General features: G+C 69.6%; 20 protein-coding genes and 3 pseudogenes. 7 read left to right on the forward strand and 16 right to left on the reverse strand.

Annotated elements, in window-relative coordinates:
- A partial coding sequence (locus tag ADK64_RS08700) for an arabinofuranosidase catalytic domain-containing protein (RefSeq protein WP_053657105.1) occupies window positions 1-1308 on the reverse strand: 1308 nt, incomplete at its 3' end.
- Window positions 1309-1867: 559 nt separating this feature from the next.
- A complete protein-coding gene (locus ADK64_RS08705) occupies window positions 1868-2503 on the reverse strand; it encodes a TetR/AcrR family transcriptional regulator (protein ID WP_053656751.1) in 636 nt (211 codons plus the stop codon).
- Window positions 2504-2678: 175 nt separating this feature from the next.
- On the opposite strand from ADK64_RS08705, the pseudogene ADK64_RS47045 reads away from it, so the two are divergent.
- Window positions 2679-2852 (forward strand): annotated as a pseudogene (locus ADK64_RS47045) (polyketide cyclase /reductase); the annotation flags it as partial.
- Window positions 2853-2911: 59 nt separating this feature from the next.
- Here ADK64_RS47045 and ADK64_RS46590 read toward each other — a convergent pair.
- On the reverse strand, window positions 2912-3058 hold the full coding sequence (locus ADK64_RS46590) for a hypothetical protein (protein ID WP_199829539.1): 147 nt from the start codon (window positions 3056-3058) through the stop codon (window positions 2912-2914).
- A gap of 217 nt (window positions 3059-3275) precedes the next feature.
- Here ADK64_RS46590 and ADK64_RS42620 point away from each other — a divergent pair, with 217 nt between their 5' ends.
- Both ADK64_RS42620 and ADK64_RS08710 read left to right on the forward strand, forming a co-directional pair.
- Window positions 3276-3449 (forward strand): CsbD family protein, encoded by a 174-nt coding sequence (locus tag ADK64_RS42620; RefSeq protein WP_078992559.1) that lies wholly within the window; start codon window positions 3276-3278, stop codon window positions 3447-3449.
- A gap of 167 nt (window positions 3450-3616) precedes the next feature.
- Window positions 3617-4093 carry a flavodoxin family protein gene (locus ADK64_RS08710; protein ID WP_053656754.1) on the forward strand — a complete coding sequence of 159 codons (477 nt, stop codon included), beginning with the start codon at window positions 3617-3619 and terminating at the stop codon, window positions 4091-4093.
- A gap of 90 nt (window positions 4094-4183) precedes the next feature.
- Here the strand turns inward: ADK64_RS08710 and ADK64_RS08715 are convergent, their stop codons facing one another.
- Complete coding sequence (locus ADK64_RS08715; protein ID WP_234384504.1) at window positions 4184-4879, reverse strand: GAF and ANTAR domain-containing protein; 696 nt, start codon at window positions 4877-4879, stop codon at window positions 4184-4186.
- A 726-nt stretch (window positions 4880-5605) separates the two neighbouring features.
- Between ADK64_RS08715 and ADK64_RS08720 the strand changes: the two genes are divergently transcribed.
- Window positions 5606-6499 (forward strand): amidohydrolase family protein, encoded by an 894-nt coding sequence (locus tag ADK64_RS08720; protein ID WP_053656758.1) that lies wholly within the window; start codon window positions 5606-5608, stop codon window positions 6497-6499.
- A 102-nt stretch (window positions 6500-6601) separates the two neighbouring features.
- Here the strand turns inward: ADK64_RS08720 and ADK64_RS08725 are convergent, their stop codons facing one another.
- Window positions 6602-7588, reverse strand: a complete 987-nt coding sequence (locus ADK64_RS08725; RefSeq protein WP_053656760.1) for an Lrp/AsnC family transcriptional regulator — start codon at window positions 7586-7588, stop codon at window positions 6602-6604.
- Between the two features lie 83 nt (window positions 7589-7671).
- Between ADK64_RS08725 and ADK64_RS08730 the strand changes: the two genes are divergently transcribed.
- Window positions 7672-9276: an FAD-dependent monooxygenase gene (locus tag ADK64_RS08730; protein WP_053656762.1), complete on the forward strand. Its 1605-nt coding sequence runs from the start codon at window positions 7672-7674 to the stop codon at window positions 9274-9276.
- A 453-nt stretch (window positions 9277-9729) separates the two neighbouring features.
- On the opposite strand, the gene ADK64_RS08740 is transcribed toward ADK64_RS08730, so the two are convergent.
- From ADK64_RS08740 to ADK64_RS08755, 5 genes and pseudogenes are all read right to left on the reverse strand, one after another.
- Window positions 9730-9942, reverse strand: a complete 213-nt coding sequence (locus tag ADK64_RS08740; protein WP_199829556.1) for a hypothetical protein — start codon at window positions 9940-9942, stop codon at window positions 9730-9732.
- Window positions 9942-10223, reverse strand: a pseudogene (locus ADK64_RS42625) (transposase); the annotation flags it as partial. The pseudogene ADK64_RS42625 and the gene ADK64_RS08740, both read right to left, overlap by 1 nt.
- Window positions 10224-10264: 41 nt before the next feature.
- Window positions 10265-11005, reverse strand: coding sequence for a class I SAM-dependent methyltransferase (locus ADK64_RS08745; RefSeq protein ID WP_053656766.1), 741 nt, complete (start codon window positions 11003-11005; stop codon window positions 10265-10267).
- A gap of 41 nt (window positions 11006-11046) precedes the next feature.
- A complete protein-coding gene (locus ADK64_RS08750) occupies window positions 11047-11481 on the reverse strand; it encodes a hypothetical protein (protein WP_053656768.1) in 435 nt (144 codons plus the stop codon).
- Between the two features lie 79 nt (window positions 11482-11560).
- The gene (locus tag ADK64_RS08755) at window positions 11561-12481 is read right to left on the reverse strand and encodes an NADP-dependent oxidoreductase (RefSeq protein WP_053656770.1); all 921 of its coding nucleotides are present in this window, start codon (window positions 12479-12481) and stop codon (window positions 11561-11563) included.
- A gap of 107 nt (window positions 12482-12588) precedes the next feature.
- Between ADK64_RS08755 and ADK64_RS08760 the strand changes: the two genes are divergently transcribed.
- Complete coding sequence (locus tag ADK64_RS08760) at window positions 12589-13512, forward strand: AraC family transcriptional regulator (RefSeq protein ID WP_053656772.1); 924 nt, start codon at window positions 12589-12591, stop codon at window positions 13510-13512.
- Between the two features lie 245 nt (window positions 13513-13757).
- On the opposite strand, the pseudogene ADK64_RS48620 reads toward ADK64_RS08760, so the two are convergent.
- The 3 genes and pseudogenes from ADK64_RS48620 to ADK64_RS08770 form a co-directional block, all read right to left on the reverse strand.
- Window positions 13758-13967: pseudogene (locus ADK64_RS48620) on the reverse strand (SUKH-4 family immunity protein); the annotation flags it as partial.
- Between the two features lie 42 nt (window positions 13968-14009).
- Entirely contained in the window at window positions 14010-14483 is a 474-nt protein-coding gene (locus tag ADK64_RS47060; RefSeq protein WP_063789878.1) for a hypothetical protein, read from the reverse strand.
- Between the two features lie 81 nt (window positions 14484-14564).
- Window positions 14565-15722, reverse strand: a complete 1158-nt coding sequence (locus tag ADK64_RS08770; protein WP_234384517.1) for an MFS transporter — start codon at window positions 15720-15722, stop codon at window positions 14565-14567.
- Between the two features lie 345 nt (window positions 15723-16067).
- Between ADK64_RS08770 and ADK64_RS08775 the strand changes: the two genes are divergently transcribed.
- Window positions 16068-16478, forward strand: coding sequence for a VOC family protein (locus tag ADK64_RS08775; protein ID WP_053656773.1), 411 nt, complete (start codon window positions 16068-16070; stop codon window positions 16476-16478).
- Window positions 16479-16584: 106 nt separating this feature from the next.
- Here the strand turns inward: ADK64_RS08775 and ADK64_RS08780 are convergent, their stop codons facing one another.
- From ADK64_RS08780 to ADK64_RS08790, 3 genes are all read right to left on the reverse strand, one after another.
- Window positions 16585-17091: a GNAT family N-acetyltransferase gene (locus ADK64_RS08780; protein WP_053656775.1), complete on the reverse strand. Its 507-nt coding sequence runs from the start codon at window positions 17089-17091 to the stop codon at window positions 16585-16587.
- Window positions 17092-17330: 239 nt separating this feature from the next.
- Window positions 17331-18152 (reverse strand): hypothetical protein, encoded by an 822-nt coding sequence (locus ADK64_RS08785; RefSeq protein ID WP_053656777.1) that lies wholly within the window; start codon window positions 18150-18152, stop codon window positions 17331-17333.
- A 172-nt stretch (window positions 18153-18324) separates the two neighbouring features.
- Complete coding sequence (locus ADK64_RS08790) at window positions 18325-19407, reverse strand: S1 family peptidase (protein ID WP_053656779.1); 1083 nt, start codon at window positions 19405-19407, stop codon at window positions 18325-18327.
- Between the last annotated feature and the right edge of the window lie 28 nt (window positions 19408-19435).

Genomic DNA, 19435 nt, shown 5'->3' on the forward strand with positions numbered 1-19435 from the left:
GCCATCGCCCTCGATGTCAAGGCACTTGCCGATCGTGCTCAGCGAGCCGTCGGGGTTGTGGGTCCAGTGCTGGTCCTCGGCGTAGGTCTGGCAGTCCCAGAGTTGTACGGCTGTGCCGTTTCCGCCCGTGTCGTCCGCGGCGGCGTCGACGCACTTGCCGCCGGGCCCCGTGATGGTCCCCTGAGGCCCGTTGGGGACGTCCGTCTCGCCGGCGTAGCCGACGGAGACGATGTTCGCCTGGACGGCCTCCTCGGCGGTGTCGGTGGGGTAGCCGGCGACCATGACGCCCTCGAAGAAGGTGCCCCGGTTCCAGTTGCTGTTGTCCCCGCCGGTGCCCAGGATGATGCCGCCCTCCTGCTGCATGGGGCGGTAACCGCCTCGCGTGGGAAGCCCGCCGTCCCACCAGGTCGACAGCGCGCCGGACCGGGAGTCACCGCCCTTCAGGGCATACCTCGTCTGTCCGTCGTTCTTCAGCACCGCGGTCACGAAGGGACTGCTGTTCCCCCGGTTGGCGGTGTTGGAGCCGTTGTCCCCCTGGAACATGCCGTTCTCCATGTCAGCCTCGACCCACGGCCCCGAACCCGTGCACGGCGCGAAATAGCACGTGGTCGCGATGCTCACCGCGTCCATGTGTCCGTTGCCGGTGTCGGCGGGCGTGCTTTCCGCGTTGCCGTAGTCGAAGCAGCAGTCCGAGCCGACGTGCGTACCGCTGGCGACCATGTAGGCGCCCTCGGGCCGGCCGTTCACCGCCACACCGGAGGCAGCCCCGGTGTAGCGGTAGCCGACGCCCGGCGAGACCCAGATGCCGTACACCTTGTGGCCGCCGGCCTTGACGGCGATCTCACTGGCGTCCGCCCCGCGGTCGGCTCCCATTCCCGAGGTCCCCGCGGGCCCTGGAGTCAGGTCGTTGTGCCGCGACGTCTGGTCGTAGACCTTGGTGATGCGGCATGTGGTGCTCTGGCAGAACGTGTCCTGCCGGCCGGCATCCGCGTAGCCGCCTCGAGAGAGCAGCCCGATGTCGGTACCGGCCCCGTCCGAGGCACGTGTGACCTGGTACAGGGGTCCGTCGTATGAGGACAGCAGCGCCCTTGTCGTGCTGTGCGCGGCGACGCAGGGTGTGCCCGCGGCCCCGTAGATGTCGCACGGCAGGGAGCCCGCCGCCTGCGAGACGGCGGGGAGGCCGATGAGGACACCGAGGGCGAGTCCGAACGCGGACACCGCGCACGCCAGGCTCCTCGCCAGTCTGCGGATCGTTCCCGAGCCGCCTTCCGAAGCCGCGTCGAGAACAGAGATTCGTGGCGCGCTCATGACACTCCCCTCCAGGGCGGACAGTGCTCACCGATCGGCTCGGAACGTACGCAGCCTGTTGCAACACGTCAATATTTGTTTCACTTCTCGTGAATGACTTGGCCATCTCGTCCGGACGTGTTCGTTTCCGTCCGACTTCGGTCGCGGTGCGTCGGATATCGGATGTCGACACCTGCTCAGCCTGGCGGCAAGGCGCCGATACGGGAGAGGTACTGACGACCGCCTCCCGCGCCGCGGACGGAGACCGAGAGACCTGGTTCTCCGGGAGGCCGCGACCAGCCCGGTCGTTGACCTCCTCCTCGCCCGACCCGATGTCACCCCCGGGTGGATGGTCTTGACGAGGTGTCAGCCAAGACGGCTACCGGGTTCCGCGCTCCGGCCTTCGAGCACCTGATCGCCGCCGCGGTGGCCGACCCGGGCGTGCGGCGCCTCTCCGCTGCTGAACACCGACCCGGACGGCGAGCACCTCTCGCCGGGCGCCTCGCGACAGCTGGACGAACAACTGAGCGCGATCCAGAGGCACTTCGTTCAGCAAGGCAGCACGCCCCCGTAGGCGATGTCAAGGCCGTCGCGACAGCAGGTCGTTCAGTTCCGCCGCGAAGAGCAGGGCGGGGTCGAGGTCCATTCCGGCGAAGTGGCCGGCGAGTTCGAGGGACAGGACGCCGTGCAGCCGGGTCCAGAAGATCAGGGCCCGGTGGAGTGTCGCGGGCGGGGCGGGGTGGCCTTCGGCCCAGTTGCGGTGCTCTTCCAGGTGCGTGCTGAACGGTGTGCCGGGGCCGTCCGAGGCGAGGGCCGCACTGGCATCGAGCAGGACGGCCATGATCTGGGAGGAGATGCGCGTGGTGTCCTCGGGCGCGTGATAGCCGGGCACGGGAGTGCCGTAGATGAGGAAGTACCGCTGGGGGTCCTCGAGCGCCCAGCCGCGCACGGAGTGCGCGAGTGCGGCCAGGTCCGCGCCCATGACGGCGGCCGCGCGGAGGGTCTCGGCGAGACTTCCGTACGCGTCCCGGATGAGTTCGGTGATCAGCTCGTCACGGCTGGCGAAGTAGCGATAGAGCGCGGGTCCGCTCATGCCCATCTGTTTGGCAACCGCATTGAGGGAGAGTGCGGTCACCCCTGCCGTGGCGATCTGCTCCCAGGCGTGTTCCTTGATCTCCGCGCGCACCTGGGCGCGATAGCGCTCCCGCGGAGTCATCGCGTCCGCCTCCCCACGTCCCTGCCGTCTTCACCATCCACCGGACTATAGCCTCAAGATTTCGTTAGAAGCTATCACGCAGTCTCTTGCCTCCCCCCTCCCACAGTTATAACTTCTAACGAACAAGTGAGGTTGTCACTGCCATCTGAAGTGACCACCCGCGACGCACGCCCGCACACCGACCAAGGACGGCGTCCTCGTACGGACCGAGGAGACCCACACCGGAGCCGAGGTCGACGCGAACGTCCCCGCCGCGACCAAGATCCTCCGCGCAGGCCTCGAAGCATGGCTGCGCGACCTGAAGAACGCCGCCGAAGCCCAGGATCACGACCACGACCAGCGGCACTGAACCACGCATCGGGCCACCGCTGACCGCAGCCACGGTCGAGCCGAGCGGGGTGTCCGTGATCAGGGACCGGGTTCCTCCACTGTTTCCGGCGTTTCCTGGCTTGTCCCGGACTCCTCCGACGTCGGGAACAGCAGATCCTCGTATGCATCCAGTGCGAACACGAAGAGCATGACCATCACAGGCACGAGCAGGGCCACCACGATCATGACGACGCCTCCCGGAACGGCAGTGATCACGGGATGGGCAACGGATCCGTGTCCAGTTTGAGCCAAACGGGGGAGCACGGCACATCGGGCCGGTGAAGGCTTAGGCAATTCGGGTGAGGCCCGTATGCGGAGCGACATCTCGTTTATGAGAGGCGACCGGGGGAACCCGCGGTTCATCCCGAAGACCGGAAAGACCGTTGGAGGAGGCGGATGTTCCATGGCGGCTGGTGAGAAGGGCAAGGCAAAGGCCGAGCAGGTCGAGGGCAAGGTCAAGAAGGCCGCTGGACAGGCTGCCGGCAACGAGCGCATGACCGTAGAGGGACAGGCTGAAAAGTCCAAGGGCCACGCACGGCAGGCAAAGGAAAAGGCCAAGGACGCCTTCAAGGGCTGACGTCGCTGACATCGAGAACTGCTCATGGGTGCAGGGCCTTCGCCTCCGAAGAACGGGGTGAAGGCCCTCTCGTCCGCCCGCGACCCACGTCACACCTGCCCGATGTCACATCATGCGCCGCTGGGCGGTCCCCTCTGTTGTAAGCAGTCAGAGAGGAGACCGCTGCAATGAAGGCTGTCATCGTGTGTGCCTCCGTGTCGCACGGCAACACCCGTCGAGTCGCCGACACCATGGCCCGGGAACTGGACGCGAAGGTCGTCTCCCCCGAGGAGGCCGACCTCGTGGAAGTGGCCGGCGCCGGCCTCGTGGGATTCGGTTCCGGTGTCTTCTACGGCAGGCCCCACCCCAGCCTGACGAACTTCGTCAAGGCACTCCCCCACGGGCACGGCCGGTCCTTCGTGTTCACCACCAGCGGGCTTCCCGAGGCACCGCTGGCGCCGTTCCGTTTCACCCGCCCACTGGTCCGACTGCTCGAAGACAAGGGTCTGGAGGTGGACGGGAGCTTCTCATGCCGGGCGTTCGACACCTGGACCCCCTTCAAGGTCCTCGGCGGAATCAACAAGACGCGGCCCAACCCCCTGGACCTGGCAGCGGCGCGGGCGTTCGCCGTACGGCTGCGGGACGGAAGCGGACCGACACCCTGACGGACCGGGACGACGGCAGGTTCCCCGATTCCCCGACCTGCCGGCCGCACGTTCAGCGGTCGGCATCGGCGAGTCCGCATCACCTCCCCGTCACCCTTCGGGCGCCTCCTCGGGCACCGAGTCATCGGCGCCGGACGCCCCGCCCCCGATACGGCGTGCCACGTCACGCAGCTTGACGTTGTGGTTCTGCGAGATACGGCGCAGCACCCCGAACGCGTCCGGCTCGGAGAGCCCGTGGCGCTCCATGAGGATTCCCATGGCCTCTCCGATCGCATGCCGGGTCTCCAGGGCGTGCTCCAGCTGTTCCTGCGTACGTGCGCCGGCGAGGGCCACGGCGGCATGCGAGGCGAACAGCCAGCCGGCGGTCTCGCTGACCGCCGTGAAGGCGCCGGGGCCGTACGCATACAGGTTCAGGGCGCCGAAGTCGTCGTTGCGGGTGTACAGGAGGAAGCCCATCATGCTGCCGTAACCGAGGCTGCGGGCGGCGGGCGAGAAGTGCGGCCAGCGTCCATCGGGCGAGGTCAGATCGGGAATCCGGTACACGCGGCCGCCGGACGTGTCGCGCGCCGCGTCGAAGCAGGGCCCTTCGCCCAGTCGGCCCTGGAGGCGATCGGACTCCTGAACGTGGTCGCCGCAGGCGGAGAGCGTTTCCACCTCGCCCTTGCGCAGATCGAGAATGCCCGCTTCGTCACAGCCTTCCACCAGTTCCACCGCGGTGGTGGAGATCCGGTCGAGCGTCGCGTCGAGGGACTCCTGGGCCAGGAGGTCCCGTGCAAGCAGCGCCATACGCTCAGCGAATTCGCGCCAGTCCACATCCCTCACCGCATCCGGCCTGTCTCTGACACATGTGGTGCGACTGATTATCCCCGCAAAGCCACAGCCGGTCTTCACGTCCTGTCTGCCCGCGGCACAGGCAGTCCCGGGCATCGAGCGTGCGGGGGCAGGTCGGCATGAGCACCAGAACGCACCAGAACGCGGACGCTCCGCGCCTCATCGCGCCGCGATCAAGGGGGAAGCCCGACGGCGCCCTCGCCACCAGCCGCGCCGCCCGTGACCGGAGCGGGAGGCCGCGCCGAAGGGGGCCGAGCCGGGTTGAGTCGGGCCCGCAGGCGGATCTGCTCGACCGGGACGTCTCGCCGGCCCACCGCGACCGATTCCGCCCGTCGCGGCTCGAGCGAGAACGCGGCGAGGGATCCTCCCGGGGCGTGGCGGTTCCTCGGCGAAGTCGGTGCGCCGGGTGCGTGCCAGTCCGTGGGGGCGTACTCCTGGGACCGCTCTGCGGGCATGCCGGCCCGATGCACCGGTCGCCGGGCACCCGCTGGGACCGGTTCGTCGCAGACTTCGAGCCACAGTACGCCGCTCCTGCCTCGCCCTCTCAGGGGGTTGTTGTGGCGGCGCGTCTGGGCGACAGTGAGGGCATGATCACGCGATTCGTACGGCCGCTCCGTCAACTCGTACAGCCCGCATCTCCATTCGGTCGCCGTACCACCGCGTTCACCCGCGTCAGCGGCGATGCCGAGAGGAGTCGGCGCCGTGGGTGAAGTCGACGCTGTCGAGAGGTTTCGGCGACGTATCGGGGTGCCCGGGCTGGTCGACGTGCACACACACTTCATGCCGGAGCGGGTCCTGCGCAAGGTGTGGGCGTACTTCGACGGGTTCGGGCCGACGACCGGCATCGAGTGGGGCATCACCTATCGCCAGGAGGAGGCCGAACGGGTCGCGCTGCTCAGGCAGTTCGGCGTGCGCGCCTTCACCTCGATGCTCTATCCCCACAAGGGCGGCATGGCACCCTGGCTGAACGAGTGGGCCGCCGACTTCGCGGGACGCACGCCCGACTGTCTCCACACCGCCACCCTCCATCCCGAGGCGGGCGTGGAGGAGTATGTACGCAAGGCGGTCGAGGCGGGGGCTCGGGTCTTCAAGGCTCATGTGCAGGTGGGAGCGTACGACCCGGCCGACGAGTTGCTCGATCCCGTGTGGGGGATGCTGGCCGAGGCGCAGGTTCCCGTGGTCATGCACTGCGGCTCGGGTCCGGTGCCCGGCACACACACCGGGCCGGAGCCGGTGGAGCGGCTGCTCGCCCGGCATCCGCGCCTGCCCCTGGTCGTGGCGCACATGGGAATGCCGGAGTACACCGAATTCCTGGACCTGGCCGAGCGGTACGCCGAGGTGCGCCTGGACACGACCATGGTGTTCACGGATTTCTCCGAGCGTTTCACCCCCTTCCCGGCCTCCGAACTCGGCCGGCTGGCGGACCTCGGCGATCGGGTTCTGCTCGGGTCGGACTTCCCCAACATCCCTTATCCGTACGTCCATCAGCTCGAGGCCCTTGAGCGGCTCGGCCTGGGTGACGAGTGGTTGCGCGGGGTCTGCTACGAGAACGGCGCACGGCTTTTCGGGCTGTAGGAACGGCCTGGACACTTCGGCGACCGTGCGGACACCCCGGGGTCCGACGAGGAGGCGGACCAGGCTCCCGGCCAGGCCAGTCCCGCCGGTGTGTGCCCGGGTTCAGTGGTCGGCCCCTGGACTGCGCATGCCTGCCGGGCCTTTGACGGTGTGCAGGACGAGGGAGCTCTCGATGCTCTGGACGGCCGGAAGCCCGGAGAGGGTGTTGGTCAGGTACGCGTAGACCCCCGGGACGGTGGGGGTGGAAACGGAGGCGTAGATATTGCGGGTGCCGGTGACGGCGGCGGCGAAGGCCACCTCGGGATGTCCGGCCAGGGCCCGGCCGGTGCCGGCGAGGTCCGCGGGCGGCACGGTCAGCCACAACTGGGTGCGGATCGGCAGCCCGAGCCGTGTGCGCTCGGTGTCGATGTCGAAGTACAGCACGCCGTTGTCGCGCAGTTCGGTGATCCGGCGTTGCACCGTGGAGTGCGATACGCCGGTTTCGGCGGCGAGTTGGTTGAGCGGTACGCGGCCGTCGCCCCGCAGCAGCGACAGAATCCGATGGTCGACGTCGTCCAGGCGGACCGGTTCGACCGGGCCGGTCGCCGGTGCCGGGTGCGGGGTCAGCTGCGCGGCCTGTCCGGGCGAGAGGGCGGCCAGCTTGGTGATCACGCTGTCGCTGCGGCCGAAGAAGACGTGCAGCAGGCAGTGGGCGCTCAGATCGAGGATCCGCGCGCTGCGCGGCAGCGTCCTCAGCAGCAGTTCGTCGGCAGGTGTGGGCGCGGAGGTCCGGCAGACCAGTTCGGTCCCACCGGATGTGCGGCTGATCCAGGAGGTGTCCGTCCGCCTGGCGAGGGCGGATGCGATGTCGGCCGCCGAATCCGGGGCGCAACGGATCCGCACCAGCCACTCGATGTGGCCGAGCCGGGACGGATCGACCAGCCCCCAGATGCGCAGGGAACCCTCGGCGCGCAGGCGGGCGCAGCGTCGGGCCACGGTCTGGTCGGAGACTCCGATGACCGAGGCGATCCGGGAGAAGGGCGCACGTGCGTCCAGGTGCAGGGCGTGGAGGATCTGAAGGTCGACATCGTCGTATTGCTCGGATTCCATCGCCGCACCTCGGATCACGTCGGATTTGCCGAGTCTAGGGCCGGTGAACGGGTCTGCGCCCGGGTGGCGGACACGATGAGGCCATGAACCTCGCTTCCCCGATACCAACCGAGCACGCCACCGTCCTGATCGTGGGCGGAAGCATCGTAGGGGCCTCGGCCGCGCTCTTCCTCGCCGCCCGGGGCATCACCCCCGTCCTCGTCGAGAAGCACCCGGCGGTGTCGACCCGGCTGCGCGCCAAGCTGTTCTATCCGCGCACCATGGAGGCCTACCGCTGCTCAGGAGCCGACCAGGACGTCTACGCCGTCCAGCACCGCCTCCCGCCGGCCGATCATGCCGCGGTCGTGACCTCTCTCGCCGGGCCGGAACTGCGGCGCTGGCGTCTGCCGGCCGCGGAAGACGCCAGCGACGTCTCGCCGTGTGCCAGTGCGTTCGTCAAACAGGCCGACCTGGAGGACGTGGTCCGCACGCACGCCCGCGCCGCCGGCGCCGACCTGCGTTTCGGCCACCGATTCCGTCACCTGTGCCAGTACGACGACCACGTCGTGGCCCACGTGCTCGGCCCGGACGGCGAACCGTATGCCGTGGAGGCCGACTATCTGCTGGCTGCGGACGGGAACAGCAGCGCCATCCGGGAAGGGCTCGGTATCGGCCGCAGCGGCAGCGAGGCGGTCTCCCACGTCATGGAGATCGGTTTCACGGCCGACCTGCGCCAGGTCCTCGACGGCCGCCGACTCGCGCTGGCTTGGACCGGCCGGCCCGAGCGCGCCTTCATCGCCTGGGACACGGCACACCAGCGCGGCACGGTGTCGGTGACGTACGACCCCGCGGCCGTCGACCCGGCGGCCGCGTTCGACGGCGAGCGCTGCCGTGACACCGTGTCACGTGCGCTCGGACTGCCCGCGTCGCGGTTCGCCGTCACCGGGAACCGGCCGTGGCAGATGGGCGGTTGGGTGGCCGATTCCTATCGCGCAGGCCGGGTCTTCCTCATCGGGGACGCGGCCCATGTCACCCCGCCGACCGGTGGCTTCGGCGCGAACGCCGGCATCCAGGACGCCTGGAACCTCACGGCCAAGCTGGTGTCCGTGATGCGCGGCGACGCCGATCCGAGCCTGCTGGACGACTACGAACCCGAGCGTCGAGCGGTGGGCAGACTGACCGTCGAACAGGCGTTGCTGCGCCTCGGGGACCGTACCGAAGCGGCGGTGGCCGACCCTGCGATCCTCAGCGAGGCTGCGGTGGCGAACGGCTATCGCTACCGCCTGCCTGGCGACGATCCGGACCACGCCCTGCCCGAGGCGGACGAGCCCGGCCGCTGGCGCGGCGAACCCGGCACGCGGCTGCCGCACGCATCCCTCTCCGGCCGCCGCGAGGGCCCCTCGACCCTGGATCTGGTCCGCGACGGCCGCTATCTGCTGCTCGCCGGGCCCGACGGGCACCCCTGGGCACAGGCCGCGCGCGCAGTGGATGCCCGGGGTTCCTTCCTCGACGTGGCCCTGCTGCCCCGCCGGGCCGGTTCCGGACCGATACGGCCGGCCGGCGCCTGCGGCATCAGCGACCACGGCGCCGTGCTGGTCCGACCCGACCACGTGATCGCCTGGCGCACGGCCCACGCCCCTGCGGACACCACCGCGGCCCTGTCCAGGGCCACACGGCGGGCTCTGCGGCGCGACCGTGCCGCAATGTGACCGCAGTGCCGGTCGTAGCGCTCTTGCGTGCACGGATTCTGCGGAATCCACGCAAAAAGACATGTCGTGGTCGACAGGATGGGGGCATGGACCTTGGGTATGTGAGGCCGGGCGGGGTACGGCCGGCGGTGCGCGGTTGCCCGTGGAACCGGTCGAGGCCGTGCGCCGGGGTCCTGACGGGCCCGAAGGACCACGTCCGTCCGACGACAACGGTCACGCACCCGCGCGGATGCACCCCGTGCTCGACGAGGACGGCGTCATCCGCTACGAGGACGACGAGCCTGAGGGTTGGCAGCCCTCCTTCTCGGTGAACACCAGTCACCCCCGCCTCCTCGCCCCTTCTCTGCAGGCGGTGGGCAATCGCGACGCAGTGCCCGGCCGCCCCTGCACCGCAGGCGTGAGGATGGCGGCCACGGTAGTTCCGCAATGATGACGCTCTGTTCGGCACGGGGTTCACACCCAGGTGTAGTTCTCATCGGTGACGGCGTCCAAGGCAGCGTCCCCGACGGCGGCGCGGGGGTCGACCAACGCCGCCAGTGCGGGTCCGATGGGTGGAAAGACGGGCAGTTGTGCGGTCTTGCGGTAGTCGACCCACGCGACGATCCCGACTTCGTGGCTGCCGTCGGGCAGTTCGTCCAGTTCCTGCTCTGCGAGGGTGGTGCGCATGACCAGCCGCGTTCCTCCAGAGCGATCCGGAAGGAGACGCTGCGGCCATGGCCGGCGTCCGCCACGACCACTGGCACGGCCAGGCCTTGTCCGGCCAGATGGTCCAGCAGGCCCAGAGCCAGACGGGACTTGGAAGCATGCCCGACCTCGTCAGGGATCCCGGCCCATCGGCGCCTGTGATGGTCGCTGGTCCATTCCTCGGACAGGAACAGCTCCCGCTCCAGCGGACAGGAGGCGGTGTCGGTGGCCGCATGCACGCTGACCGCGACCTGACAGTTCGAGTCCGGCGAGGGGATGCCTTCACGTCCCGGCACGGCGGAACTTACGGTTTGTGGGTTACCCAGAGCAGTTCCGCCGGCCAGCGGTGTGCCCAGTCGGGTGGGTCGGTTTCGTTGTAGCCGTTGGGTGTTCCGAGTTCGGGCCGCGGCTCGATGAGGTCGTCGATGATGAGACCCGCGCCGCGCAGGACCTTGACCCAGTCGCCGTAGGTGAGCTGATAGCTGGTCGCGCCGTCGTCTTCGGCGATGGTGTTCAGCCCGAAGTAGTCCTGCCGCAGCGTCGTGGTCACACGGCTGGCGGCTTCGTCGTAGCAAGCTTCGAACCATGGGCTGGCGACGTTGAACACCAGACGCCCGCCTCGGCCCAAGACGCGTGCGGCCTGCGGGACGGCCAGGTGCGGGGGCGCCCAGCTGAGCCCACCGAAGTCGCAGAACACCAGGTCGAAGCTGTCGGCGGCGAAGGGGAGTTGTTCGGCGGCGCCTTGCACCAGCGGGTAGCGGGCCGCTCCCATCGCGCGCGCCGCTGCGGCGAGTTGGGCTTCGGACAGGTCGAGCCCGACCACGGTGGCGCCCTCGGCGGCGAGCGCCCTGGACCACTGGCCGGCGCCGCAGCCGAGTTCGAGGACGCGCTTGCCGGTGACGTCGCCCAGGGCGTGCAGGTGCGCGTCGGGGATGGAGTACATGCCCCACAGCCGGGGTGTGGCGCCGATTTGCGGGTCGTGCTCGTGCTGGTAGGCGCTGCTGATCTGGTTCCAGAGCCGCCGGTTGGCGGGGATGCTGTCCACGTGCCGACTCCAGCACCGCCTGCCGGGGGCGGTCAACACGATTAGGGCACTGGCCGGCCCTCGCCTCGGTCCGGCCCTGGCTCGGCCCATGATCCGCCGGACGAGCCCTGGCCGACGAAGTCGCCTCGCCGCCTCCCGTCAACACGGGCGTACGTCCCCGGACACGGTACGGGACCGGGTACGGGGACGTACGTACGACTGGCCGGGCCCGGCTCGAAGTAGGAGAGTCCGACGACTCGTTCGTCGAAACCGGCGTCGAAGCTGACGTCCAGCAGGGCGAGGCATCTGCTGGGGCTGGACAGCACACCGGTCCCCTGGGCGGGAAGCGCGCGGTAGGCGCCGGTACGACGCGCGGGCGGCTGCTTCTCATCCCGGCCCGCGAGGGCGAGTTCGCCGTCCAGGACGAGGATCCGGTCGTCCGCGGAGCCGGACAGCTGCGTGGGTCCCGGACCGGGTGATGCGCGTCGCGCGGGCATGGCGCGGCCACACGGAACCCGACTCCGACCGGCGGTGCCGCCGGCCGGTCGGGGTGGGTGGTTGCTCAGGAACGGTGCTCTACGGCACGAGCACGATCTTGCCGCGCGTGTGCCGACGCATCAGGTCGCGGTAGGCGGCACGCACCTCGGTGAGCGGGTAGGTATGGGCGATCGGGACGTCGAGATCTCCGGCCGCGACCAGCTTGACGAGCTCGGCCAGCACGTCGGCGTTCGCGGAGCCGCTCATGCCCTCGCTCTTGACGCCGGTACGAGCCGCGCCGGCGAAGTCGATGATCGTGTTGATCCGGTCCTTGGCGACGCCGAGTTCGAGGGCCAGGTCGACGTAACCGTCACCGAAGGTGTCGACGAACGCGTCGACACCTTCGGATGCGGCCGCGCGGATCCGGTCGAGTACACCGTCGCCGTAGGTCACGGGGACCACGCCGTGCTCACGCAGCCAGGCGTGATGCGTCTCGCCGGCCAACCCGATGACGGTGGCCCCGGCGCGGCGCAGCAACTGCACAGTCAGCGAGCCCACCCCTCCGGCTGCGGCGGCGACGACCACCGTGTCGCCCGCACCGGCCCCGACGGCGCGCACGCTCGCGTACGCGGTGGTGCCGGCGACGAACAGCGCGCCGCCGACCTGCCACGGCACGGCGGGATCGCGCGGCACGAGGTTGCCGGCCGGGACGGCGACCAGCTCGGCGTGACTGGCGCGGGTGTCCACCCAGCCGATCACCTCGTCACCGACCGACCAGTTGCGCACCGCGGAACCGGTCTCCTCCACCACGCCGGCGAGGTCACTGCCCTGACCGGACGGGAACGTCGCAGGCCACCTGTCGTGCAGGGCGCCGGAGCGGATCAAGTTCTCGCCGGGGTTGATCCCGGCCGCCCGGACGCGCACCAGGACCTCGTCGGCCGCAGGCCGCGGCCTGGGCACGTCCCGGACCTCCAGCACGTCGATGTCGCCGTACTCCTCGAACCGCACTGCCTGGGGCATGTCGCCCCTCCCTTCGGATGTCCTTGTTCCTCCCCACCAGAAAACCAGCCGCCAGAGGCGTGATCCATGCTGGATTCACGCGAAGAAATATGCGAGCGTCTCACGGCATGGACGTACTGACCGATCTGCTGCAGCGCTCGCGTGCCCGCGGCGCCGCGTTCTCGCACTCGACAGCGCGCGGCGAGTGGGGGGTGCGCTTCCCGGCCGGCGCCAAACTGGCGATCCACGGCATCCTCGGCGGCGAGGCGTTCGTATGGACCGACGATCCCAGCCGGGCCCGCCGTGTGCTGCCCGGCGACATCATCCTGGTCCGCGGGCCGTCCCAGCAGTTCATGGCCCACGCGCCGGGCGCCGAGGTGATCCCGTTCGTCGGCCATCCCTCTTCCGGCCCGCCGGGCGGCGCGCGACGGATGGTCTTTGGCACGGGGGCCGGCGAACCGACCACGTTCTTCTGCGGCGCGTACACCTTCGAGGGAGACCTGTGCTCGGGGCTGCTCGCCGGGCTGCCGGATCTGACGGTGGCGCGCTCGCGCGCCGGGGCGGGCCTGCGCGCAGCCCTGGATCTGTTCGCCGACGAGCTGCTCCGCGAAGCGCCGGGGCAGCAGGCTCTGCTGGACAGCCTGCTCGACGTGATCCTTGTGCAGGCGTTGCGGGCACAGCTCGCCGCCGATGTGGCGGCCGCGCCCGCCTGGTTCCGCGCGATGGACGACCCGGCGGTCGGGGCCGCGCTGCGCGCCGTGCACGCGAGCCCGGCCCGCGCCTGGACGGTCGCCGACCTGGCCGACGAGGCGTCGGTGTCGCGTGCGACGTTCGCGCGCCGGTTCACCACACTGCTCGGCGTGGCCCCGCTGACCTACGTCAGCGACTGGCGGATGGCGCTGGCACGCGAGCAGCTGCGCGACGGCGACCCTGGCCTGGCCGCGGTCGCGCGCTCCCTGGGGTACGCGTCGGAATTCTCTTTCGCCGCCGCCTTCAAGCGCCACCACGGCATCCCACCCGGCCGCTGGCGGACCGCCGCGATCTCGAAGTGAACGCTGCGGGTTTCGCCGTGTCGCCGTCGACGTCGCCGCTCCCCCGCCGGAGCATGCCGCCCGCTTCGTCGTGGAAGACCTCCGGCCAGTAACGGCAGGCGTCCGTGCCCTCGGCAGGGCGGCAGGCCATCGGGTCGGCCGAGGCCAGGACCTCGATCATGGTGTCGGTGAGCTGGTGGCTGGTGATGGAAGTCCGAGGTGAAGTCGTGCTCTTCGTCGAGGGTCCGTTCCCTGTGGTGGAGCCGGAGCGTGAAGGCAAGCGTCGAGATGTCGGCGTTGACCGGCACGATGTGGTCGGCGCCGAACTCCGTGTAGACCAGGGCACCGGTCCGGCCATCGATCAGGACCTCGCAGTCGTGGACGAGACCGCCGAGCACCACCAGGTGCTCCGGGTCCGGCGGCAACTGCTCGCTGTCGTCCGGCAGATGGACAGCCGGTGCGCGGTCCGGCCGCACCCCAGCCGTCCTCGCCCCATGCCTCCTCGGCGAACACGGCGCTCAGCAGCCGCTCCGCCTCCCGCACCGCCTGAGGCCCCGTCCGACCGGCCAGGACGGCGAACCTGCCGGGAAGGCCTCGGAAATCTTCCGCCTGGCGAGGATGCGGGCCAGTGCCCCCACCGACGGGGCCAGCGGGAACAGCTCGGCGCCGCCCGGCGACATCCCGTGGAGCCACATGCTGAACACGCTGCCGGTGACACCGTCGAGGACGACCTCCGCGCCCTCCTCCCCCTCGACGATCAGACGGCCGACCAGCAGCAGTTCGGCAGGATGGGGCTCGAGCTCCGCCGGGTCACCGCCCAGCGCGGCCACATGCTCACGGATGGTCAGCAGCGCCGGCCCGGTCAGTGGACGGAAACTCACCAGACCGTGGCCGTCGAGCCGTTCGCCCGGTCCGAGGGCACGGCGGGTCGGCTCGTGGACGATCGACGGATGCGGGGCGTGCCCCGGCATGACGGCACTGGTGGCGGACACGGTTCCCCCGTGCGTTGAAGTCGAGCGATTCCTCCACCATAGGGGCGCCCACGGACACTCCCCTGGACGGCCGGCCAGAGTTCAGGTGCGGTCCGGCCAGCTGATGCGACGGACGAAGTGGGCCCAGACGGCCGGCACCATGAGCGTGGCGGCGAGACCCCCGAGAGTCATGACCGTGGAGGGGGACGTCCGGTCCACAACGACACCACCAGCCAGCGCGCCCAGTGAGAAGGTTGCCTGGAAGGAGGCGGTGAAGAGCACTGATGCCGCCTCGGGTGAATCGGGAGCCGCCTTGGCGAACCACGTCTGGGAGGAGACGGGAACGGCACCGTAGGCGGCGCCCCAGACGATGAGCAGGGCCACAGCGCCGATCTGCCAGCGCCCCAGGACCGGCAGGGACAGAGTGACAGCGGCGATCATGGCGCCTGCGAGACCGAAGGTGAGGCGGGGGCAACGTACGACCATCGCCCCGCCCAGAAAGTTACCGACGATTCCCGCGGCACCGTAAACCAGCAGGAAGACGGTGATCAGCCGCGAGCCGGCGCCCGTGACCTGCTCCAGGAACGGAGTGACGTAGGTATAGGTCCCGAAGTGTGCCAGCACGACCAGGAAGGTCAGCAGCAGCGCACACCGTGTGTTGACGCCCTTCAGCATGCCGCGCAGCACGCTCAGTCGGGTCGTACGGCCAGGGGGCAGCGGTGGCACGACCAGTACGAGCATCGCCAGTACGCCCGCCGTGAGGGCGCCCATCACGACGAAAGCGGTGCGCCAGCCGGAAAGGTCCGCGATGAGCGTGCCCGCCGGCAGGCCGAGCACGGACCCGAGCGGCACCGCGGAGAAGATCACTGATGTGGCTCGGCCGACCGACTCCTTCGGCACCAGGCGCTCGGGCAATCCGGCACCGATCGACCAGAAGCCACCGATGACCACGCCGACGACGACACGGGAGAGGAGCACAAGCCAGTAGCCGGGTGCCACTGCGGCCAGGAAGTTCGCAAGGGCCAGCAACAACATGAATACGCACAGCATCAGCCGGCGGTCGACACGTGCGGTGGCTACCGTGACTACAGGTGCGGAAACGGCCGCGAGAAGCCCTGGCATGGTCATCATGAGCCCCGCCATGCCGTCGGAGACGGAAAAGCCGGAGCCGATTTTCGTGAGCAAACCGATCGGCAGGATCTCAGTCGTGACGATCGAGAAGATTCCCAGCGTCACCGCACCCACTGCCACCCACCCCATCAGCGCAGACGGGGGCGACGGATTCGGCAAACCGTCTTCGGCAGCGTGGGGCGCGGTGGCGGCGTTTATCGTGACCATGGATTCCATCCAGTGACGGGTCCGTCGTGTCCTTACGTGATCAGCTCAGCAGACTCCGCACACAGGAGGCTGGCCATCGGGCGACATCACCCTGGTGAAGCGAGGGTGATGTCGCGGTTCTGCCACATCGAACCTCCGCGGGCACGCCCGCTCGCCCCACGACCGCACACGCTGGGCACTCACCTCATGACAAACCATCAGACCCGCACGGCAACCGGTTACCATTGCGCACGTCGAATGCCTGATGGCGCCGAAGGAGCACGTGGCATGGAGATCGCGACGTCGCAGAAGATCACGACGTTCTTGATGTTCGAGGGCAATGCCGAGGAGGCGATGACCTTCTACATCTCACTCTTCGACGATGGCGAGATCATCAAAATCACCCGCTATGGCGCTGATGGTCACGGCAAGGAAGGGAGCGTGCAGCACGCGACGTTCTCGCTCGCCGGCGAGCGGTTCATGTGTATCGACAGCCCTACGAAACACGCCTTCACCTTCACGCCTGCGATCTCGCTTTTCGTGCAATGCGAGAACGAGGCCGAGATCGACCGCCTCTACGCGGCCCTCGTCGAACAAGGCACGGAACTCATGCCGTTGGGAGACTATGGTTTCAGCCCCAGGTTCGGCTGGGTCAACGACCGGTTCGGCGTCTCCTGGCAACTGAACCTGCTCGCGTAAGCCAGTAGGCCCGGGACATACGGGGATCGCGCCGGAGACGACGCCGAACGCCCTGCCCGCGAGACGACTCGGCTCACCCCCGGGCTCGGGGGGCGGCATCACAGCGTCACAGTGCCCGGCGCATGCAGACCCGAGGCCACCGGTCCAGGCCATGCGCCGCTTCGTGCTGACGGATCTGCCGCAGGCCGGGGGTGCGTTCGTCGTCGTCCAGGATTCGGAAACCGCAGCGCGTGTAGTAGGGAGCGTTCCACGGGACCTCGGCGAACGTGGTGAGGGTCAGGGCAGGCACCCCCTCGCGTGTGGCCCTGTCGGCCAGATGGTCCAGGAGCAAGCGGCCGATCCCGCGGCGCGCGCTGTCCGGGTGCACCGACACCTGCTCGACGTGGAGGTTTCCGTCAACACGGTCGGCGATCAGGTAGGCGACCAGGAAGTCGGCGTCGTTGACCGCGCCCCAGGCAAGCCCGGCGTGTTGGTAGCGGGCAAGCTCGCCGAGCGGGAGCGGCTCGTCGTCGGCGATCTCCGGCATGCCGATGTCACGGAAGCGGTGCCCAGCCGCCCTCTCGACGTCCTGGAGGATGGGCAGCTCGTTCACCTGCACGGCTCGGATGCGCATACGCCGCATTGTCCATGGCCGACCAGACGACTTCACTTGAATTTGGGACCAGTCCGGTGTCGGCGCACAGCTACTTCGCGAGAACGCCGCGACCCCCGCACCGTCCCTTCCAGGCGCGCGGGCCCAGTTTCGTTCGTCACCTACTCGGTCAGGTGCGGGTGCCGCGCTCCTACGCGCTGCCGTCCGGGCCGCTGCGGCGCTTGAACGATGTTCGACGCGGCCCCCTTTTCGTTCCCTGCCTATTCAGGTCGCACGGGCATGCGGACGTTGCCGTACTTCAGGTTCGGCTCGTCGCTCACCACGTCGGCGAGTGCGGGCCCGCTGATCTGTCCCGGGCAGCCCTGGGGTGGGTATCCAGGCATGTCGGGCACCTTGTAGTACGTGCACACCAGCCGGTACTCCCCCGGCTGCCACGAGCCGCCGCCGTGCACGATCATCCGGTTCTCGCCGCATGCCGGACACACGGCCCCCCGCGGACGCACCAGCCTGCGGGGCTCGGTGAACACGTGCGGCAGCTGCCGGTCGACCACCGTCTTCCTCGACAGCATCAGCCCGTAGTGCTCGCCCAAGGCTCGGTAGACGTTCTCCATCGACATGCCGTCGCCCTCCCCGTCCCCATGCTCGGCGGCCAGCCGGCGCGTGAGCGGATGGGTCGGCTGATCGGCCGTGTACTCCCACATCATCCAGTCGTGTACGCCGTCCACGCTGACGGTGATGATCGGCGGGTCCATGGTGCTGTCCCAGATGTTGACCACCGTGTGACCGGTGTAGAGGTCCCTGCCCGAGGCGTACCGGTCCGCGCGGTCGCGTGCCTCGGGCGACTCGATCGCGAACGCCCACCCGTTGCCCGTCTCGCCCAGCACCGCCCAGTCGGGCAGCGCCCCCGACCGGGCCTCATGCGACAGCCGGAACATCTCGTGCGCGGTGTCCGGGGCCATCACGGCGTCCGGCTGGGCCCCCAGACGCACGGCCAGCTCCTCATGGCTCATGCCCTTCACCAGCGTCAGGGAGTACGCCTCGAAGTCCGGGCCGCCGTCTGTCCACTCGAATGCGCCGCTCATGGTCCGTGAACATAGCGGCCGGGTCTGACAACGGGAGCGATCCCAGCTCGGCTGGTCAAGCACCCCGCATCCGGACCGCACGTCTCGCACGTGACGCGAGGAAGCCTCAACCGTCCCACGGCAAGGGCCGGTTGAGGCGTTCCGCGACATCACCGCATGGTGCAGCCTGGGGTTACGGAAGGGTGGCGCCCTCCGCGCTCAGTGCCGCGGGTACCGGCTGGAAGAAGGTCTCGCCGCCGGAGGTGCAGTCGCCGCTGCCGCCCGAGGTCAGCCCGATGGCCGCGTCGGAGTCGAAGAGCGCGCCGCCGCTGTCGCCGGGCTCGGCGCACACGTCGGTGTCGATCAGCCCGGAGACCGAGCCCTCCTCGTAGTTCACGGTCGCGTCGAGCCCGGTGACCGAACCGCCGTGAACACCCGAGGTGCTGCCGCTGCGCTGGACCGATTCGCCCACGTAGGCGTCGGCGGCGTGGGTGATCTGCTGGCTGCCGCCGCCGTAGAGGTCGACGACACTCGCGTGGTCACTGCCCGCGTCGTCGTACTGGACCAGGGCGTAGTCGGTGCCGGGGAACTGCGAGTCCACGGTCTGGCCGACCTCCCCGCCGCCCTGCGAGTCCGACCACGTCGAGGAGGCGTTGCCGCAGTGTCCGGCGGTCAGGAAGTACGGCGCGCCGTTCACCGTCACGTTGAACCCGAGGGAGCAGCGCACGGTGCTGCCCCAGATGGCGTCGCCGCCCGCGATGAACGGCTTGAACGCGGAGGCGGTCCGCCGCACGACGACCTTGTCGCCGAGCGAGTCGACCACGCCGTTCAGCCGGGTGCGCCTGGCTCCGGCGACCGTCGGGTCGACGGTCACGACCACCTTGTCCTGACGGGGGTCGATCGACCACGCGGTGCCCGCGATCCGGGCGTGCTGGGCCAACGTGCCCAGCACACCGCGCAGTTGCGGGGTGGAGTAGCGGACGGTTCTGGGGACGGCACCGGTCGCCCGGACCTGGCCGGCCGCGGACGGGTCGGTGATGTTGACGACGAACCGGTGGGCCGCGGCGTCGTAGTAGGAACCGGCGGCGCGGTCGCCCAGCCGGGCGACGAGGGTCGCTGCGGACGCGGCACGGGCCGCGGCCGGGGTGGCTGCGGCGGGGCTGGGAGCGGCCGTGGCCGGGCCAGCACCGGGGAGCAGGGCCGCGCCGGCCGCGAGGACCGCGACGCTCGCTCCGGTGAGCGCGCGGGTGGTGAGAGCTGTTCGGCGTTGCGCCATGTGAAGCCTCCAGTGGGGGTTGCCCCGC

Source organism: Streptomyces sp. MMG1121, assembly GCF_001280015.1.
Taxonomy (GTDB): domain Bacteria; phylum Actinomycetota; class Actinomycetes; order Streptomycetales; family Streptomycetaceae; genus Streptomyces.

Coding starts and splice junctions, on each gene's coding strand:
- ADK64_RS08760 (WP_053656772.1), top strand. CDS start 12,589: ATGGACGTACTGACCGATCTGCTGCAGCGCTCGCGTGCCCGCGGCGCC.
- ADK64_RS08770 (WP_234384517.1), bottom strand. CDS start 15,722: ATGGGGTGGGTGGCAGTGGGTGCGGTGACGCTGGGAATCTTCTCGATC.
- ADK64_RS08750 (WP_053656768.1), bottom strand. CDS start 11,481: ATGCCCGCGCGACGCGCATCACCCGGTCCGGGACCCACGCAGCTGTCC.
- ADK64_RS42620 (WP_078992559.1), top strand. CDS start 3,276: ATGGCGGCTGGTGAGAAGGGCAAGGCAAAGGCCGAGCAGGTCGAGGGC.
- ADK64_RS08725 (WP_053656760.1), bottom strand. CDS start 7,588: ATGGAATCCGAGCAATACGACGATGTCGACCTTCAGATCCTCCACGCC.
- ADK64_RS08710 (WP_053656754.1), top strand. CDS start 3,617: ATGAAGGCTGTCATCGTGTGTGCCTCCGTGTCGCACGGCAACACCCGT.
- ADK64_RS08740 (WP_199829556.1), bottom strand. CDS start 9,942: ATGCGCACCACCCTCGCAGAGCAGGAACTGGACGAACTGCCCGACGGC.
- ADK64_RS08705 (WP_053656751.1), bottom strand. CDS start 2,503: ATGACTCCGCGGGAGCGCTATCGCGCCCAGGTGCGCGCGGAGATCAAG.
- ADK64_RS46590 (WP_199829539.1), bottom strand. CDS start 3,058: ATGATCGTGGTGGCCCTGCTCGTGCCTGTGATGGTCATGCTCTTCGTG.
- ADK64_RS08720 (WP_053656758.1), top strand. CDS start 5,606: ATGCCGAGAGGAGTCGGCGCCGTGGGTGAAGTCGACGCTGTCGAGAGG.
- ADK64_RS08755 (WP_053656770.1), bottom strand. CDS start 12,481: ATGCCCCAGGCAGTGCGGTTCGAGGAGTACGGCGACATCGACGTGCTG.
- ADK64_RS08780 (WP_053656775.1), bottom strand. CDS start 17,091: ATGCGCATCCGAGCCGTGCAGGTGAACGAGCTGCCCATCCTCCAGGAC.
- ADK64_RS08715 (WP_234384504.1), bottom strand. CDS start 4,879: ATGGCGCTGCTTGCACGGGACCTCCTGGCCCAGGAGTCCCTCGACGCG.
- ADK64_RS08790 (WP_053656779.1), bottom strand. CDS start 19,407: ATGGCGCAACGCCGAACAGCTCTCACCACCCGCGCGCTCACCGGAGCG.
- ADK64_RS08775 (WP_053656773.1), top strand. CDS start 16,068: ATGGAGATCGCGACGTCGCAGAAGATCACGACGTTCTTGATGTTCGAG.
- ADK64_RS08785 (WP_053656777.1), bottom strand. CDS start 18,152: ATGAGCGGCGCATTCGAGTGGACAGACGGCGGCCCGGACTTCGAGGCG.
- ADK64_RS08730 (WP_053656762.1), top strand. CDS start 7,672: ATGAACCTCGCTTCCCCGATACCAACCGAGCACGCCACCGTCCTGATC.